This is a genomic window from Stenotrophomonas sp. AB1(2024) (assembly GCF_037482345.1).
Classification (GTDB): Bacteria; Pseudomonadota; Gammaproteobacteria; order Xanthomonadales; family Xanthomonadaceae; genus Stenotrophomonas.
Genome location: NZ_JBBHKO020000001.1, coordinates 3,619,517 through 3,635,334 on the forward strand (window position 1 = coordinate 3,619,517; position 15,818 = coordinate 3,635,334).

Sequence of the window (15,818 nt, forward strand, 5' to 3'; positions counted from 1 at the left end):
CAACGCTATGGACGGGGCCGTGCCGCGATGGACCTGACCCATCCGCTCCTGCAGCGCAGTGCCGGCATCCTGCCGTGGGTGGGGTTGGCCGCAAGTGTCGCCATGGCGTTCGTGGTGACCCTGTTCGGGGCACTGCTGCTGCCGCAGTTCGTGGAGATGTTCGGCAGCGCCGGCCAGGCACTGCCGTGGATCAGCCGCGTCTACAGTCAGGGTTATCTGCTGGCCTGGCTGGCGCCGGCGCTGGTGGGGGCGTGCTGGTACTTCGGCCCGCCCATCGCCGGCCGCATCCTGGCCGGGCTGCTGGGCCTTGGCGCAGGCCTGCTGGGCTCGGTGGGCGTGCTGTTTGCGATGTACCTGCCTTACTTCATGCTGGGTTCGCTGGTCTGAGTTCAGCGGCGGCATCGAGACTGGGCCTGCACCAGGCGACGCAGCCGCCCCGTCACCGCGGGGCGACCTGACCTGGGTCAAGCCCAGCCGATCAGTGCGCCACTGGCAGCCCCAGCAGCTCGGACAGTCCCATCCAGCCGATCTCGACACCGATGCACAGGATCACGAACGCCAACAGGCGCAGCATCACCTGCATGCCCGTAGGCCCCAGCAAGGATTGCAGCCGGCCGGCGTAGCGCATGCACAGGTAGATCAGCACGCTCAGCGCGATCAGCGCGCAGCCCGCCGCAACAACATGCACCGATTCCGGCCCGTCCTTGGGCGAGGTGGTGCCCACGGCCGTCGCAACCGCGATCGCACCGGGACCCACGGTCAGCGGCAGGGTGAACGGATAGAAGGTCTGCGACTCCACCGTGGCATCCAGGTCGTGGCGCGCCTCCGCCTCGGCAGCGCCGGCCACCGAGCTGCGTTCCGCCTGCGCCGGTGCCTGCAGCAGACGCCAGCCGGTGGCGGCAATCACCAGCCCGCCGGCCAGGCGCAATACCGGGATGGAGATGCCGAAGAAGGACAGCACCCACGCCCCGACACTGACCGACACAGCGAGCATCACCAGGCTGTTGAATGCCACCGCACGTGCCACCCTGCCGCGCTGGGCGGGCGTGGCATCGGGCAGCAGGCCCAGCACCATCAGCGCCGCTCCCGGCGGATTGATCACCGGCAGCAGGCTGGTGAAGATCACCAGGAAGGTGTGGCTGAATTCATTCCACATGGGGAAGGCCGCGCGGCAGCGCGACCGCTCAGGGTCGCCAGAACCCAGTCCGCAGTTCGGCCAGGGTCAGGTTGTTGTCGTGGTTGGTGTCCAGCGACTGGAAGCGCATGTCGGTCACGCGGCTGACTTCTTCTTCGCTCAGCTCGCCGTCTTCGTTGAAATCCGCCACCCGGATGCGGTCGGCCGCGCTGAGCTGGCCGTCGCGGTCCGGACCGAGCACGGACTGGATGTCTGCCGCCGACACCCGATAGTTGTGGTCGACATCGAGCAGGCGGAACAGGGCCGCGCCATCGTATTCGTCCTCGCTGACCTGGCCGTCGCCGTTCTTGTCCAGGGCGGCGAAGCGCTGTTCGGCGGTGTCGCCGGGCGTCTGCGCCTGGCTGGTGGTGGCCGCGCCCAAGCCGAGCAGCAGGGCACAGGCAAGCAGGGGAAGGGACTGGTTCACGGGAACTCCGCAGGGCGGCCGGGGAGGTTCCAGTGTCCGCCGCACCGCCGCGCGCGGCTACGGCAATAGATGCGCCGGGCGCCAGTATTTCTACTGGCGCCAGACACCCTCATTCGAATCGCCAACGCACGCCCGCGTACACCCCGCGACCATCGCCGGGGGTCGAGCGGGCCACGTCCTTGCCAGCGTCGTCATAGCCCGGCGTGACGGTTGCCGCGTAATGACGGTCGCCCAGGTTGCGCAGTTCCGCCCAAGCCTGCCAGCGACCGTTCGGGGCATCGAAGCCCACACGCGTGCCGAAGATGAGGTGGCTGTCGGCGCGGAAGCTGTTGGCGTAATCCACGAACATCGCCGAGGCGTACTCGGTGTTGATTGCCGCGTAGAACCCGGTCGGATGATCGAAGCGCAGCTCGCCCTGGTAGTAGTGGCGTGGCAGGCCCGGCAGGCGGTTGCTGCCAAAGCGGTCATCGTGGCGGTAGCGGAAGTCGCTGAAGGTATACGCCTGGCGCAGCGAGAGCCGACCTTCGCTGCCCTGCCACAGGGTGCTGTCCAGTCCCGCTTCGATGCCGCGGTGCACGGTCGGGCTGGCATTGTTCTCGGCCACGAACAGGTTCGGCACCGGCACTACTTCAACGCTCAACAGTTCATGCAGCACGTGCGCGTAGTAGCCGGTCAGCTCCCAGCGACCGAGCACGCTGTCGCCGCGAGCGCCCAGTTCCAGCGTGGTGGCGGTCTGGTTGTCCAGCGCCACCGGTGCGCGTTGGCGGCCGCTGGAAGCGCCGTTGCCGGGCGCGAAATACAGGTTCGAGCCCCAGATCATCGACCACGGGTGCGCCGGTTCCACCGAGCGGCTCAGGTTGCCGAACCACTGCGTGCCGGGCGTCTGCTGCCAGGTGAAGCCCAGCCGGGGCGCGTAGTCCCAGTCGCTGCCTGACAGCCGTTCCGGCGTGCTCGGCCAGGTCACGCGCACGTCGTGGCGCGTGTTGATCAGCGCCAGTCCCGTCTGCACGCGCAGCGTGTCGCTCAGCGCCAGGTCGTTGCCCACGTGCAGCGTGCTGTTGGTGCCGTGGTGCGAGAAGTCGCGGGTGTGGGTGCCGACGGGATACCCATTGCTGGGAAAACGCAGGGTTTCGCGCACGTCCGCGTCCAGGTCGTGGGTGATGCGCAGGCCGAGCGTGGTCACGCTGTCGCGCCCGAACAGCAGGTGCTGCCGCCGGTAATCGAGCGTGGCATTGAGGTTGGTGTAGTCCAACTGCTGGCGGTACAGGCTCTCGTTGAGATCCATCGGGTAGTGGTGGTAGACCAGCCCGGCCTGCAGCGAAGAATCGGCATCGATCTGCAGCGTGGTCATGTTGCCAAACCAGGTGCTGCCCGGCTGCGGGCGTCGCGCATCGATGGCCAGGTTGGCCGGATTGGCCGCGCGTGGATCGTTGCGGATCTGGTCGCGGGTCAGGCGCCCGGGTGTTTCGTGGTTGGTTTCGCGGTAGCGCAGGAAGAAGCGCGTTTCCAGCTGCGGGGTGATCTGCCAGCCGACATTGGCCATTGCGCCCTTGCCGTCGCCGGCCGCGTGTTGCTGGTAGCCGTCGTACTCGGTGTCGGTGTAGGCGAGGTAGTAGTCCACGTCGCCGGCGATGCCGCCGTAACCCAGGCTGCGTTTCTGGTACCCGCGGCTGCCAGCTTCGTACTGCAGCTCCAGGCCGGCGGCGTCACGACCGCTGCGGCTGACATGGTTGATCGCACCGCCCAGCGCCAGCGCGCCGCGTTCGAAGCCATTGGCTCCGCGCAGCACGTCCACGCGGCTCAACCACAGCGGCTCCAGCAGTTCGTAGGGCGTGCCCCCCGGGCCGGTCAGCGGCAGGCCATCCAGCGACACCGAAATGCCGGAGGCGTGCGCGCCCGGGCCCCGGTTAATGCCGGAGCCACGGATGGACACCTTGGTGCCTTCATTGCCGGGCGACTGCGCACTGATGCCGGGCTGGTAAGCCAGCACATCGGCGGTACCGGCCAGGCGGCCGTCGGCCTGGGCCAGGTCGATCACGTTGCCGGCGCCGGGCACGCGTTTGAGCGCGGCGCGGGCCTGCTCGGTGGCGTTGGCGGCGGTGACGTTGACCGCGTTGAGCGTGGTGGGCGTGTCGGCCGGGGCGGCAGAGACGGTGGCGGAAAGCGCAGCCGAGAGGGCCAGGGTCAATGCGGACAGGGTGGGGCGGTGCAGCGAAAGAAGGAGTGGCATGCGTCTGGGATCAATGCGGACAGGACACACGGTAGATAGGCGGATGCCTGTAAACCGTACAGCGGCCGCGAAAGTTAACAGGTTGCCCGCATTCCGTCACCCGGCGGCCGCGTATGGCGGCGCGCTGATCGGTAGCGCCGGCTGTTGGCCGGCCCAAGCACCGCCTGGGCCGGCCAACGGCCGGCGCTACCTCGGTTCACGGCGATCGTGGCTGGATCAGCGAAGAATCCCCGGCAGATCCAATCCCTTCTCTTTGGCACACTCAATCGCGATCTCATATCCCGCATCCGCATGCCGCATCACCCCGGTGGCCGGGTCGTTCCACAGCACGCGCGCGATGCGCTTGGCTGCCGCCTCGGTGCCGTCGCACACGATCACCATGCCGGCGTGCTGCGAGAAGCCCATGCCCACGCCGCCGCCGTGGTGCAGCGAAACCCACGTCGCGCCACTGGCGGTGTTGAGCAGGGCGTTGAGCAGCGGCCAGTCCGAGACCGCATCCGAACCGTCGGCCATCGCTTCGGTTTCGCGGTTGGGCGAGGCCACGCTGCCGCTGTCCAGGTGATCGCGACCAATCACCACCGGGGCCTTCAGCTCGCCATTGGCGACCATCTCGTTGAACGCCAGCCCCAAGCGGTCGCGGTCGCCCAGTCCCACCCAGCAGATGCGTGCCGGCAGCCCCTGGAACTTGATCTTCTCGGCGGCCATGTCCAGCCAGCGGTGCAGGTGCGGGTTGTCCGGAATCAGCTCCTTGACCTTGGCATCGGTCTTGGCGATGTCCTGCGGATCGCCGCTCAGCGCGGCCCAGCGGAACGGGCCGATACCACGGCAGAACAGCGGGCGGATGTAGGCCGGCACGAAGCCGGGGAAATCGAACGCGTTTTCCACGCCTTCTTCCAGCGCCATCTGGCGCAGGTTGTTGCCGTAATCCACGGTTGGCACGCCCAGCGCATGGAAGGCGAGCATGGCCTGGACGTGGTTGGCCATCGACGCGCGCGCAGCTTTCTCCACCACCTTCGGCGCGGTCACGCGCTGTTCGTCCCATTGCTCCACCGTCCAGTCCTGCGGCAGGTAGCCGTTGACCGGGTCGTGCGCGGAGGTCTGGTCGGTCAGCAGGTCCGGCTTGACCCCGCGCACCAGCAGTTCGTCCAGCACGTCGGCGACATTGCCGAGCAGGCCGACCGACAGCGGCTTTTTCGCCGTGCACGATTCCTCGATCAGGCGCAGCGCTTCATCCAGATTGTCGGTCCAGGTGTCCAGGTAGCCGGTGCGCAGGCGCATCTCGATGCTGCTCTTGCGGCATTCCACCGCCAGGCACGAGGCCCCGGCCATCACCGCGGCCAGCGGCTGCGCGCCGCCCATGCCACCCAGGCCGCCGGTGAACAACCACTTGCCCGCCAGGCTGCCGTTGTAATGCTGGCGGCCCATTTCCACGAAGGTTTCGTAGGTGCCCTGCACGATGCCCTGCGCGCCGATGTAGATCCAGCTGCCGGCGGTCATCTGGCCGTACATGGCCAGCCCCTTCTTATCCAGTTCGTTGAAGTGGTCCCAGTTGGCCCAGCGCGGCACCAGGTTGGAATTGGCGATCAGCACGCGCGGTGCATCGACATGGGTGCGGAACACGCCCACCGGCTTGCCCGACTGCACCAGCAGGGTCTGGTCGTCTTCCAGGCGGGTGAGGGTCTCGATGATCGCGTCATAGCTTTCCCAGTCGCGCGCGGCGCGGCCGATGCCGCCGTACACCACCAGCTCCTGCGGGCGCTCGGCCACGTCCGGGTGCAGGTTGTTCATCAGCATGCGCAGCGGCGCTTCGGTCAGCCAGCTTTTGGCGGTGAGCGTGCTGCCGGTGGGGGCGATGATGGTGCGGGTGGAATCGTGACGGCTCATGCAGCACTCCGGGAGTTCGCGAATTCAAGGCAGGCGGTGAGCACCTGCTGCAGCGTGTGGCGCAGCGGCGCGGCGTGGTCGGGGTCGAGCGGGGTGGGCCAGCTGTGCATGTCGACAAGCTCCGGTTCGTGCATGTAGCCGCGGCAGGCCAGCTCCATCTGCAGGCTGTGCACGCCACTGGCAATGTCGCTGTAATGGCGGGTGATCCAGCCGCCCTTGAAGCGGCCGTTGCGCACGTGGGGCAGGCCGCTGATCCGGCACAGGTTCTCGACGACATCGCTGAGCGCGTTGTCGCAGGACGTGTCCGGCGCACCGGACGGGCCGGCGGTGCCGAGGTTGAACTGCGGCAGCTCGCCATCGAACAGGTGGGGGATGTGCGAGCGGATCGAATGGGCGTCGTACACCACCACCGTGCCATGACGTTGGCGCAGGCGTGCAATCTGCGCACCCAGGGCGTCGTGATAGGGCGCGAAATACGTGTCGCGGCGCTGCGCGATCGCATCGGCGTCCGGCTCGCGGCCAGGGTGGTACAGCGGTTGGTTGTCGAAGGTGGTCAGCGGGCACAGCCCGGTGGTGTTCTGCCCGGGATACAGCGACACCCCGCTGGGGTCGCGGTTGAGGTCGATCACCGAACGCGAGATCGCCGACCGCACCGTGGTGGCGCCGATGCGCTGGGCGAAGTCATACAGATCGTGCACCCACCAGTCGGCATCCCGCCGTGCCAGCCACGGCGACACGAAATCATTGACCAGCGCGTCGGGCAGCTCGCTGCCGGTGTGCGGGAAGCTGACGATCAGCGGCGCGTCACCCTCGTGCACCTGCAGCCACTCTGGACGGGTGTTCATGCCAGCGGTTCCACCTGCGGCAGGATCCCGGCCAGGCCTTCGGCCAGCGCGCCGCTGCGCACCAGTGCGGTGGCGGCCAGCATGTCCGGGTGGAAGTAGCGGTCGTCCTGCAGCGTCGGCACCTGTGCACGCAGGCGCTGACGCACGGCTTCCAGTGCATCGCTGGAACGCAGGCCGCCGTGGAAGTCGCAGCCCTGCGCAGCCGCCAACAGTTCGATGCCCACCACGTTGGCCGCGTTCTCGGCCATCTGCAGCAGCCGGCGTGCGCCGTGCGCGGCCATGGAAACGTGGTCTTCCTGGTTGGCTGAGGTGGGAATCGAGTCCACGCTGGCCGGATAGGCGCGCTGCTTGTTCTCCGAGACCAGCGCGGCGGCGGTCACCTGCGGAATCATGAAACCGGAGTTCAGGCCCGGCTTCGGGGTCAGGAACGCCGGCAGGCCCGACAGTGCCGGGTCGACGAGCATGGCAGTGCGGCGTTCGCTGATCGAACCGATTTCGCACACCGCCATCGCCAGCATGTCGGCGGCGAACGCCACCGGTTCGGCGTGGAAGTTGCCGCCCGACAGCGCCTCGTTGGTGTCGGTGAACACCAGCGGGTTGTCGGACACACCATTGGCTTCGATCGCCAGCGTAGTGGCCGCCTGGCGCATCACATCGAAGGCCGCGCCCATCACCTGCGGCTGGCAGCGCAGGCAGTACGGGTCCTGTACGCGCACGTCGTTGTCGCGATGTGATTCGCGGATCGCCGAACCCTGCATCAGCGTGCGCAGCGCGGCGGCGGTGGCGATCTGGCCACGCTGGCCGCGGATCTGGTGGATGCGCGGATCGAACGGGGTGTCCGAGCCCTTGGCCGCTTCCACCGACAGCGCGCCGGTGACCAGCGCGGCCTGGAACACCGTGGTGATCTCGAACAGGCCGGCCAATGCATAGGCGGTGGAGTACTGGGTGCCGTTGAGCAGGGCCAGGCCTTCCTTGGCACCCAGCACCAGCGGTGCCAGGCCGAACCGCGCCAGTGCATCGGCGGCCGGCAGGCGTGCACCGCCGACGAATGCTTCGCCAACACCGATCATCACGCTGGCCAGGTGCGACAGCGGCGCCAGGTCGCCCGAAGCGCCCACCGAGCCCTGGCACGGAATCACGGGCACCAGGTCGTGCTGCAGGAAGGCTTCCAGCAACGCCAGCGTTTCCGGGCGGATGCCCGAGGCGCCCTGGGCCAGGCTGGTCAGCTTGAGCGCCATCATCAGCCGCACTACGGAAGCGGGCATCGGCTCACCGACGCCGGCCGCGTGCGACAGCACGATATTGCGTTGCAGGGTTTCCAGGTCCTCGCGCTCGATGCGCACGCTGGCCAGCTTGCCGAAGCCGGTGTTGATGCCGTACACCGGCTCGCCCTTGGCCACGATGTCGGCCACGGTCTGCGCGCTGCGCTGTACGGCCGCGGCCGACGCCGGGTCCAGGCGGACCTGCGCGCCGTCGAAGATCGCGCGCCACTGGGCGAGCGTCACCGCACCGGGCTGCAGGGTCAGGGTAGTGCTCATGGAATCTCCAGACATCTCAAGGTTCAGACGGATGCGCCGCGCATCACGCGCGCGTGCAGGGGGTTGAAGCCCATGCGGTAGACAAGGTCGGCAGGCGCCTCGATGTCCCACACGGCAAGATTGCAGTCCAGGCCGACCGCCAGGCGGCCGATGCGCGACTGCCGGCCCAGCGCACGCGCCGCTTCACGGGTGAAGCCGGCAATGCACTCCTCCACGGTCATGCGGAACAGCGTGGCGGCCATGTTCATGGCCAGCAGCGGGCTGGTCAGTGGCGAAGTGCCGGGATTGCTGTCGGTGGCCAGCGCCAGCGGCACGCCGGCCGCGCGCAGCGCCTCGATCGGGGGCAGGGTGGTGTCGCGGGTGAAGTAGAACGCGCCGGGCAGCAGTACCGCCACGGTGCCGGCCGCACGCATCGCGGCGATGCCGTCGGCATCAAGGTGTTCGATATGGTCGGCCGACAGCGCGCCATGCCGTGCGGCCAATGCGGCGCCATGCTGGTTGCTGAGCTGTTCGGCGTGGATCTTCACCGCCAATCCGTGTGCCTGCGCGGCCACGAACACCTGTTCGGCCTGTGCGGTGCTGAAGGCGATGTTCTCGCAGAACACATCGACCGCTTCGGCCAGCCCTTGCGCGGCCACCGCCGGGATCATCACGTTGCACACCTCGTCGATGTATTCCTGTGCCTGTCGCCCCGGTGGCACTGCATGCGCGCCAAGGAAGGTAGGCACGACCTCGACCGCACGCTGCCGCGCCAGTTCGCGGGCCACGCGCAGCTGCTTGGTTTCATCTTCCGGAGTGAGGCCGTAGCCGGATTTGATTTCGACGGTGGTAAGTCCTTCGGCCAGCATCGCGTCCAGCCGCGGCAGGCTGGCGGCGAGCAGTTCGGCTTCGCTGGCGGCGCGGGTGGCGCGCACGGTGGCGACGATGCCGCCGCCGGCGCGGGCGATGTCGGCATAGCTCACGCCCTGCAGGCGCTGCTCGAATTCATTGGCGCGGTTGCCGGCGTAGACCAGGTGGGTGTGGCAGTCGACCAGGCCCGGGCTGATCCAGCGCCCCCCGCAGTCCACACGCCGGGCCGGCTGCAGGTGCGCGTCGGAACCGGCGGGCCCGACATGCACGATGCGGCCTTCGCTGGCGGCGATCACCCCATCACGGATCACGCCCAGGCCGGGGCCATCGACGGTGATCAGGTGGGCATGGGTCCAGAGGGTGTCACAGTGCATGGCAGCAACCACGGCGGCTTATATGTCTATACAATATAGGCGCCACTTCCGGGATGTCCAGTTATGCCAGCCAACCCCGCTTCCGCCCTCGCTTTCCATGCCGAACACGCCCTGTTGCCGCAGGGCTGGGCGCGCGATGTGCGCATCGTCTGCGCCGGCGGCACGCTGCAGTCGGTGACGGCAGGCGTGCCCGCGCAGCCCGGCGACACCCCGCTGGCGATCGTGCTGCCCGGGCTGGGCAACCTGCACAGCCACGCCTTCCAGCGCGGCATGGCCGGCCTGACCGAAATCGGCGGGCGCAGCGGCGACAGTTTCTGGAGCTGGCGCGAACTGATGTACCGGTTCCTGGCCCACCTGCAGCCCGACGCGGTGCAGGCCATTGCCGAACAGGCGTACGTGGAGATGCTCGAATCGGGCTTTACCCGTGTCGGCGAGTTCCACTACCTGCACCATGATCCGGCGGGCACGCCGTATGCGGACCGCGCGGAAATGGCCGCGCGCATCGCCGCGGCAGCGCAGGGCAGTGGCATCGGCCTGACCCTGCTGCCGGTGTTCTACGCGCACGCCGATTTCGGTGGTGCACCGCCGAACCCGGCCCAGCGCCGGCTGCTGCATGACGTGGACGGGTTCGCCGCGCTGCTCGATGGCTGCCGTCGGGCGCTGCGCGGGCAGGACGACGCGGTGCTGGGCATCGCGCCGCACAGCCTGCGCGCCGTGACCGGCGAGGAGCTGGCGGCGCTGCTGCCGCTCAACAGCGGGCCAGTACACATCCATATCGCCGAACAGACCCGTGAGGTAGATGCGTGCGTGGCCTGGAGCGGGCTGCGCCCGGTGCGCTGGCTCTACGAACATGCGGCGGTTGATGAACACTGGTGCCTGGTGCATGCCACCCATGTGGATGCCGACGAGGTGCAGCGCATGCTGGCCAGCCGCGCGGTGGTCGGGTTGTGCCCGATCACCGAAGCGAACCTGGGCGACGGGCTCTTCCCGATGCAGGCATTCGCGCGCGGCGGCGGCCGGTTCGGGGTGGGGTCGGATTCCAACGTGCTGATCGATGCGGCCGAGGAGCTGCGCCTGCTCGAATATGGGCAACGCCTGCAACTTCGTGGGCGCAATGTGCTGGCCCCGCAGGAAGCCGTTTCCAGCGGCCGCTGGCTGTTCGAGCAATCGCTGCACGGTGCGGCGCAGGCGTTGGGGGTACGTACTGGCCTGGTGCCCGGCGCGCCCGCCGATGTCGTGGAACTGGATCCCCAACACCCCGCGCTGATCGCCCGCCAGGGCGATGCCTGGCTTGACAGCTGGGTGTTCGCCGCCCGTAATGGCGCCGTCCGGTCGGTGTGGCGCGGGGGGCGCGAGCTGGTCCGGCACGGTCGCCACCTGCAGCGCGATGCCGTGGCAGCGCGATTTGCGCAAGCCCTTCGCGGCGTGCTCGACCGACCCCATTCCAGGATTCCCGAGTGACGGGCAAGAAAGCGGCAACCCTCAACCAGCGCATCCGCGTCGACCTCGAGAGCCGCATCCTGAGTGGGGAGTGGGCCCCGGGGTTTCGCATTCCCTATGAGCACGAGCTGATGGAGCTGTATGGCTGCTCGCGGATGACGGTCAACAAGGTGCTGACTGCGCTGGCCGAGAGCGGCATGATCGAACGTCGCCGCCGCGCCGGGTCGTTCGTGGCGCGCCAGCCGCCGCACCTGGAGCAGGTGGCGCTGGAGATTCCGGATATCGCCATGGCGGTGGGCGCGCGGGGCCACGTGTACGGTTACCAGCTGCTCGATCGCGCCTATCGGGTCCCGAACGCGCAGGTCGACGAGGAAGTGGCGCTGTCTGGCGGCGAGAAGCTGCTGGCCATCCGCTGCCTGCACCGGGCCGATGGCAAGCCGCTGGCACTGGAGCACCGGTTGATCAGCCCCGTCGGAGTACCCGAGGTGCTGGAGATCGATTTCGACACGACCGCACCGGGCAGCTGGCTGCTGCAGAACGTGTCGTGGACCCGTGCCCAGCACCGCATCAGTGCCTGGGGTGCCGATGCCGCTGCTGCCGCACTGCTGGAAGTGCCGCTGGGCACTGCGTGCCTGGTGATCGACCGCCTCACCTGGCGCGGCGAACAACCCATCACCTGCGTGCGGCAGGTGTTCCTGGGCGATGCCTGGGACCTGATCGCCCGGTTCGCGCCCGGCGCGCGGTAGTGCCGGGCCCCGCCCGGCAACCTGTTACGAGGTGGCGCACTGGCGCCACCGCACCGGCTCGTCGGTGCCGATGCGCGGATTGAGCTGGATGCGCACCGTGCGCAGCGCCGGGTAGCGTTTGACCTGGCTGCAGATCTGCGGCCAGACCTCGTCGATCTCGGCCGAACGGTTGATCGCCAGTGTCTGGCGGGTCTGCCAGAACGCGCTGAGCACGCCATTCTGCTGGCCCAGCAGCGTCGCCAGCTCACGTTGGTAGCGGGCCAGCGTGGCCGCATCGGGATCGGCCACCGTGCCGAGGACGTGATTCGGGTCGGTGCTGCGCGGGGCAGGGCGGAGCGCATCCGCTGCAGCCGGCCCGGGGCCGGGCAGTTGCGATGGTGCGGGGGCGGCCTGCGGGGAGGCCACCATTGGGGCCGGCGCCGGTGCCTGGGCAGCTGCAACGGGAGCATCCACCGACGCGCGCGCGGTCTGGTCCAGGCGTGAGGTCAGGTACCCCATGCCCACCAGCAGGCCCAGCGTCAACGAGCCGAGCGCGGCGATCGAGATACGCCGCACGGCTTCGCGGCGGGCCTCGTGCTTGACCCGGGCTTCCACGTCACCGGCCAGGTAGGGTTGCAGTATTGGCCACAGCAGGGTTCCGTCCAGCACTTCCACGCTCTGCTTGTCGGCGGCGGCGCGGCCGTCGCGCTCGACCACGCCTTCGGTAATGAGGATGCCGCCGCGGGCGCCGGCCAACCGCGCTGCAGCACCCAGCTCGTTCACCGCGGCCGTACCGATCCGGTAGGCGCGCCCATGCTTGCAGGACACCAGGAACCGCTGGTGTTGGGCATCCTTCATGAGGAAGTCGCTGCTGGGCTCACGGCTGTCATCGGCCTCGCCGGTCACGTCCTGCAGCCCGCGCTGCTCGCGCAGGGCGCGCCGGACGATTTCGGAGAAGTCCCGCCAGTGCATGCCGGCCAAGGCGTTGAGTCCCAGTCGGGTCTCCTTGCGGCGGCGTTTCACCAGCCAGAAGTAGGCAGCGGCGAGGGACCAGACAACGAGGGCCAGCAGAAGAGCCAGAATCCAGGAGAACATGAGGCCTAGAGATGAACACGGAAGTGCAGACGACAGTTTATATGCGCCCGCGCCTGTCTGCGGGATGTCGTTTTCGTTTGTATGGCCCTGTACGTGCCGTCGTTGGTGACAGAAGTCTCAGTTTCGGTTGGTCAAATCGCAGATACGAAAAACCCGCCAATCCTTAGCCGTGAGGGGAGGGAACAAACGGCGCAGAAGCAATTGGCGGGTCGGTCTGGATTGTCAACAAAGTTGTGCTGCTTTGCAACAATCGCAGTACAGGGCGGTGTGGTCGCCGGTCAGGGGTCAGAACCGGGGGACTGATGGGTACCCGGGCGCGGGTCTGCGTTCGGCGAGGCATTGCGGGCTTCAGCACGGTTGACCCGCGCGTTCAGGGCATCGATCCGCGCGTTGAGCGCGGCCACGTCCTCGGCCGTGGGGATATGCAGGCGTTTGAGCACGCCCTGGACCTGGTCGTCAAAGGCCTTTTCGACCTTGTCCCAGGTACCGGTGGCCTTTTCGCGTGCCTCGCCCAGGTGCTCTTCGACATTGTCGCGCCAACGCGGGGTGCCGCCGGCCTGCTCGCGGTTGCGCGCATCGACTGCCTCGCCTTCTTTCACGAGATCGTCGAACACGCGGGTGCCCTCAGCCTGGGCGCGTGCGAACACGCCCACACCGGCCAGCCAGATCTGCTGGGCCGAATCGGTCAGCTTCCGTGAGAAGCGCTCGGCCTGGTCCTGCAGCGAGGGCTTGTCGCCCGGGGTGCGGTCATCGTCGTCGTGTGCGTTCATGGGGCGATCCTGTGAGTGGCCACCCCCCGATCCTACCCAGCGCTTCGATTGCGCGGCGTGATGGCTTGCCGCCGCCGCGCCGGCGGTTCAGGCGAGCTTTTCCTGCAACACGCGGCGGATTTCGCCCTCCACCAGACTCTTCATCATGGAAACCGGGAATCCCAGCTCGGCCGCGACATGTACCTTGCCAGGCAACAGCTCGATCAGGCCCTCAACGCCGGACCCGCTGAACTTCAGTGCATTGTCCACCCAGTCGGCCTTTACACCGAACTTCTGCTTGAGGCTTGCCGTCATATCTTCGATCACCTTGCGGGCCGCGTCATCGGGCTGGGCGTGGGCGTGGTGGATATCGATGCGGGACATGCGGGCTCCTGGCGGGCGGTAGCGGAAAGGGGCGTGCATTGTGCACAGTTCTATCTTCCCTGACATCCAACCTGCTAGGCTGCGCCGCGTGCAGAACCTGCTTGTTCACTTCACTCACCGCCAACACCCCGACCAGCCGTTGAAGCCGGGGGTACAGCGCATCGTGCGCCATGCCTCGGGCAGCGTCCGCCTTGGCGGCGACGCGGCCGGCACCCTGCTGCTGGCCCAGTTCTGCCTGGACGATCGCGGCCTGTGGCTGCAGGTTGCCACCGGCATGCGCGGCATCCATGTCAACGGCCGGCCGGTGCGGCGCATGGCGCTGCTGCGCGCCGGTGACGCGGTCTACGCCGATGGCGTGGAAATGCTGATCCAGGGCGAATGCTATGCCCTCAACCACGCCCCGTCGCGCAGCGACGACAGCGGCGAGGATCAGCGTCTGCTACGCGGTGTCGGTGGGCAGCACCACGGGCGCAGTTTCACCGTGGACCGCCCACGCGTGATCGGCCGCGGGGCTGACTCGGACATCGTCATCGACGATCCGGCCTTCGCCGAACAGCACGCGCGCCTGGAACGTCACGGCGAACGCCTGCTGCTGCGTGATCTGGGCGCGGGTGAGTCGACCCGGGTCAACGGCGTCAGCGTTCGCCACTGCTGGCTGCAGCCCGGCGACCAGCTGGTGTTCGACGCCCAGCACCGGTTCGTGCTGGAAGTGCCGCACGACGGGCGCAAACGCGTGGTCAGCGATGAAGAAGACGCGCTGCTGGACCTGCCTACGCCGGTGGAAACCCAGCCCACGCCCAAGCGGGTGAGTCGCTGGCCGTGGCTGCTCGGCAGCGCCTTGTTGCTGGCAGGCCTGATCAGTCTACTTCTGTGGTTCGGCGCGCGCTGAGGCGATAGATTCAAACGCAACCAATTTTGCCTTGTCCTGCAAGGCCTAAAGGCTGGTGCGCTGCGGCATACTAGGGGTCTTGCCCCATAGGTGTGACATGACGCGCGCGTTCAATTTCAGTGCCGGCCCTGCAACCCTGCCGGAATCGGTCCTGCGCCAGGCGCAGGAAGAAATGTTGGAATGGAACGGCGCTGGCGCCTCCATTGTTGAAATGAGCCACCGCGGCCCGGAGTTCATGGCCGTTGCCGCCCAGGCCGAAGCGGACCTGCGCCGCCTGCTCGGCGTACCGGACGACTACGCGGTGATGTTCCTGGCCGGCGGGGCGACCACCCAGCAGGCCCTGCTCGCGCTGAACTTCGCCGCCCCCGGCCAGACCGCGGATTACGTGCTCACCGGGCACTGGGGCAAGACCGCGATCAAGCAGGTCAGCCCCTACGTGCGGGTCAACGTGGCTGCCAGCAGCGAGGCCGGTGGTTTCCACGACATCCCCCCGCGCAGCCAGTGGCAGCTGTCCGACGATGCCGCCTATGTGCACATCACCGCCAACGAAACCATCCATGGCGTGGAGTTCCGTGACACCCCGGAGGTCGGCAACACGCCGTTGTTCGCCGATTTCAGCTCGTCCATCGCCAGCGAACCCCTGGATGTCTCGCGCTATGGGCTGATCTACGCCGGTGCGCAGAAGAACCTGGGCCCGGTTGGCGTGTCGGTGGTGATCGTGCGCCGCGACCTGCTCGAGCGCAGCGGCCAGCCGCGCGCGGACATCTTCGATTACCGCTCGCACGTCGCCCGCGACTCGATGCTCAATACCCCGCCGACCTGGAACTGGTACCTGGCCGGGCTGGTGTTCCAGTGGATGCTGGCTGAGGGTGGGGTGGAAGAATTCGCCCGCCGCAACGCGGCCAAGTCGGCGCTGGTCTATGGCGCCATCGATGCCTCCGGCGGCTTCTACCGCAACGAGGTGGTGCCGGCTGCACGTTCGCGCATGAACATCCCGTTCTTCCTGCCCGACGACACGCTCACCGCGCGCTTCGTCAGCGAGTCCAAGGCCGCCGGGCTGCTGGCGCTGAAGGGCCACAAGGCCGTCGGCGGTATCCGCGCCTCGCTGTACAACGCGTTGCCGGTGGAGGGCGCACACGCGCTGACCGCCTTCATGCGCGATTTCCAGCAGCGCAACGGCTGACGCTTCCGAATTTACCGGGGCGCCCGCCGCCC

15 protein-coding genes are annotated in these 15,818 nt (G+C 68.0%); 5 read left to right on the top strand and 10 right to left on the bottom strand.

The annotated features are described in order from the left end of the window. Positions 1-27 precede the first annotated feature (27 nt). Positions 28-387, top strand: a complete 360-nt coding sequence (locus WIX41_RS16215; protein WP_339449229.1) for a hypothetical protein — start codon at positions 28-30, stop codon at positions 385-387. Between the two features lie 91 nt (positions 388-478). Here the strand turns inward: WIX41_RS16215 and WIX41_RS16220 are convergent, their stop codons facing one another. From WIX41_RS16220 to hutI, 7 genes are all read right to left on the bottom strand, one after another. Then, the gene (locus WIX41_RS16220) at positions 479-1,156 is read right to left on the bottom strand and encodes a MarC family protein (RefSeq protein ID WP_339449231.1); all 678 of its coding nucleotides are present in this window, start codon (positions 1,154-1,156) and stop codon (positions 479-481) included. Positions 1,157-1,184: 28 nt separating this feature from the next. After that, on the bottom strand, positions 1,185-1,601 hold the full coding sequence (locus tag WIX41_RS16225; protein ID WP_339449233.1) for an EF-hand domain-containing protein: 417 nt from the start codon (positions 1,599-1,601) through the stop codon (positions 1,185-1,187). Positions 1,602-1,710: 109 nt separating this feature from the next. After that, on the bottom strand, positions 1,711-3,831 hold the full coding sequence (locus WIX41_RS16230) for a TonB-dependent receptor family protein (protein ID WP_339449235.1): 2,121 nt from the start codon (positions 3,829-3,831) through the stop codon (positions 1,711-1,713). A gap of 216 nt (positions 3,832-4,047) precedes the next feature. Then, positions 4,048-5,715: a urocanate hydratase gene (hutU, locus tag WIX41_RS16235; protein ID WP_339449237.1), complete on the bottom strand. Its 1,668-nt coding sequence runs from the start codon at positions 5,713-5,715 to the stop codon at positions 4,048-4,050. Next, on the bottom strand, positions 5,712-6,560 hold the full coding sequence (hutG, locus tag WIX41_RS16240; protein WP_339449239.1) for an N-formylglutamate deformylase: 849 nt from the start codon (positions 6,558-6,560) through the stop codon (positions 5,712-5,714). The genes hutU and hutG overlap by 4 nt, the downstream gene beginning before the upstream one ends. Further along, positions 6,557-8,098, bottom strand: coding sequence for a histidine ammonia-lyase (hutH, locus tag WIX41_RS16245; RefSeq protein ID WP_339449241.1), 1,542 nt, complete (start codon positions 8,096-8,098; stop codon positions 6,557-6,559). The genes hutG and hutH overlap by 4 nt, the downstream gene beginning before the upstream one ends. A gap of 23 nt (positions 8,099-8,121) precedes the next feature. After that, a complete protein-coding gene (gene hutI, locus WIX41_RS16250; RefSeq protein ID WP_339449243.1) occupies positions 8,122-9,321 on the bottom strand; it encodes an imidazolonepropionase in 1,200 nt (399 codons plus the stop codon). A gap of 63 nt (positions 9,322-9,384) precedes the next feature. Here hutI and WIX41_RS16255 point away from each other — a divergent pair, with 63 nt between their 5' ends. Next, entirely contained in the window at positions 9,385-10,782 is a 1,398-nt protein-coding gene (locus WIX41_RS16255) for a formimidoylglutamate deiminase (protein ID WP_339449245.1), read from the top strand. Beyond that, a complete protein-coding gene (hutC, locus tag WIX41_RS16260; RefSeq protein WP_339449247.1) occupies positions 10,779-11,507 on the top strand; it encodes a histidine utilization repressor in 729 nt (242 codons plus the stop codon). Before WIX41_RS16255 ends, hutC begins: the two co-directional genes overlap by 4 nt. A gap of 24 nt (positions 11,508-11,531) precedes the next feature. Here hutC and WIX41_RS16265 read toward each other — a convergent pair whose 3' ends face one another. The 3 genes from WIX41_RS16265 to WIX41_RS16275 all read right to left on the bottom strand — a co-directional run bounded on the left by WIX41_RS16265 (position 11,532) and on the right by WIX41_RS16275 (position 13,714). Beyond that, positions 11,532-12,581 carry a restriction endonuclease gene (locus tag WIX41_RS16265; RefSeq protein WP_339449249.1) on the bottom strand — a complete coding sequence of 350 codons (1,050 nt, stop codon included), beginning with the start codon at positions 12,579-12,581 and terminating at the stop codon, positions 11,532-11,534. Between the two features lie 278 nt (positions 12,582-12,859). Beyond that, the gene (locus WIX41_RS16270) at positions 12,860-13,351 is read right to left on the bottom strand and encodes a phasin family protein (protein ID WP_339449251.1); all 492 of its coding nucleotides are present in this window, start codon (positions 13,349-13,351) and stop codon (positions 12,860-12,862) included. 87 nt (positions 13,352-13,438) lie between these two features. Next, positions 13,439-13,714 carry a polyhydroxyalkanoic acid system family protein gene (locus tag WIX41_RS16275; protein ID WP_339449253.1) on the bottom strand — a complete coding sequence of 92 codons (276 nt, stop codon included), beginning with the start codon at positions 13,712-13,714 and terminating at the stop codon, positions 13,439-13,441. Positions 13,715-13,802: 88 nt separating this feature from the next. Here WIX41_RS16275 and WIX41_RS16280 point away from each other — a divergent pair, with 88 nt between their 5' ends. Next, positions 13,803-14,603: an FHA domain-containing protein gene (locus tag WIX41_RS16280; RefSeq protein WP_339449255.1), complete on the top strand. Its 801-nt coding sequence runs from the start codon at positions 13,803-13,805 to the stop codon at positions 14,601-14,603. 97 nt (positions 14,604-14,700) lie between these two features. After that, positions 14,701-15,786: a phosphoserine transaminase gene (gene serC / locus WIX41_RS16285; protein WP_339449257.1), complete on the top strand. Its 1,086-nt coding sequence runs from the start codon at positions 14,701-14,703 to the stop codon at positions 15,784-15,786. The last annotated feature ends 32 nt before the right edge of the window (positions 15,787-15,818 follow it).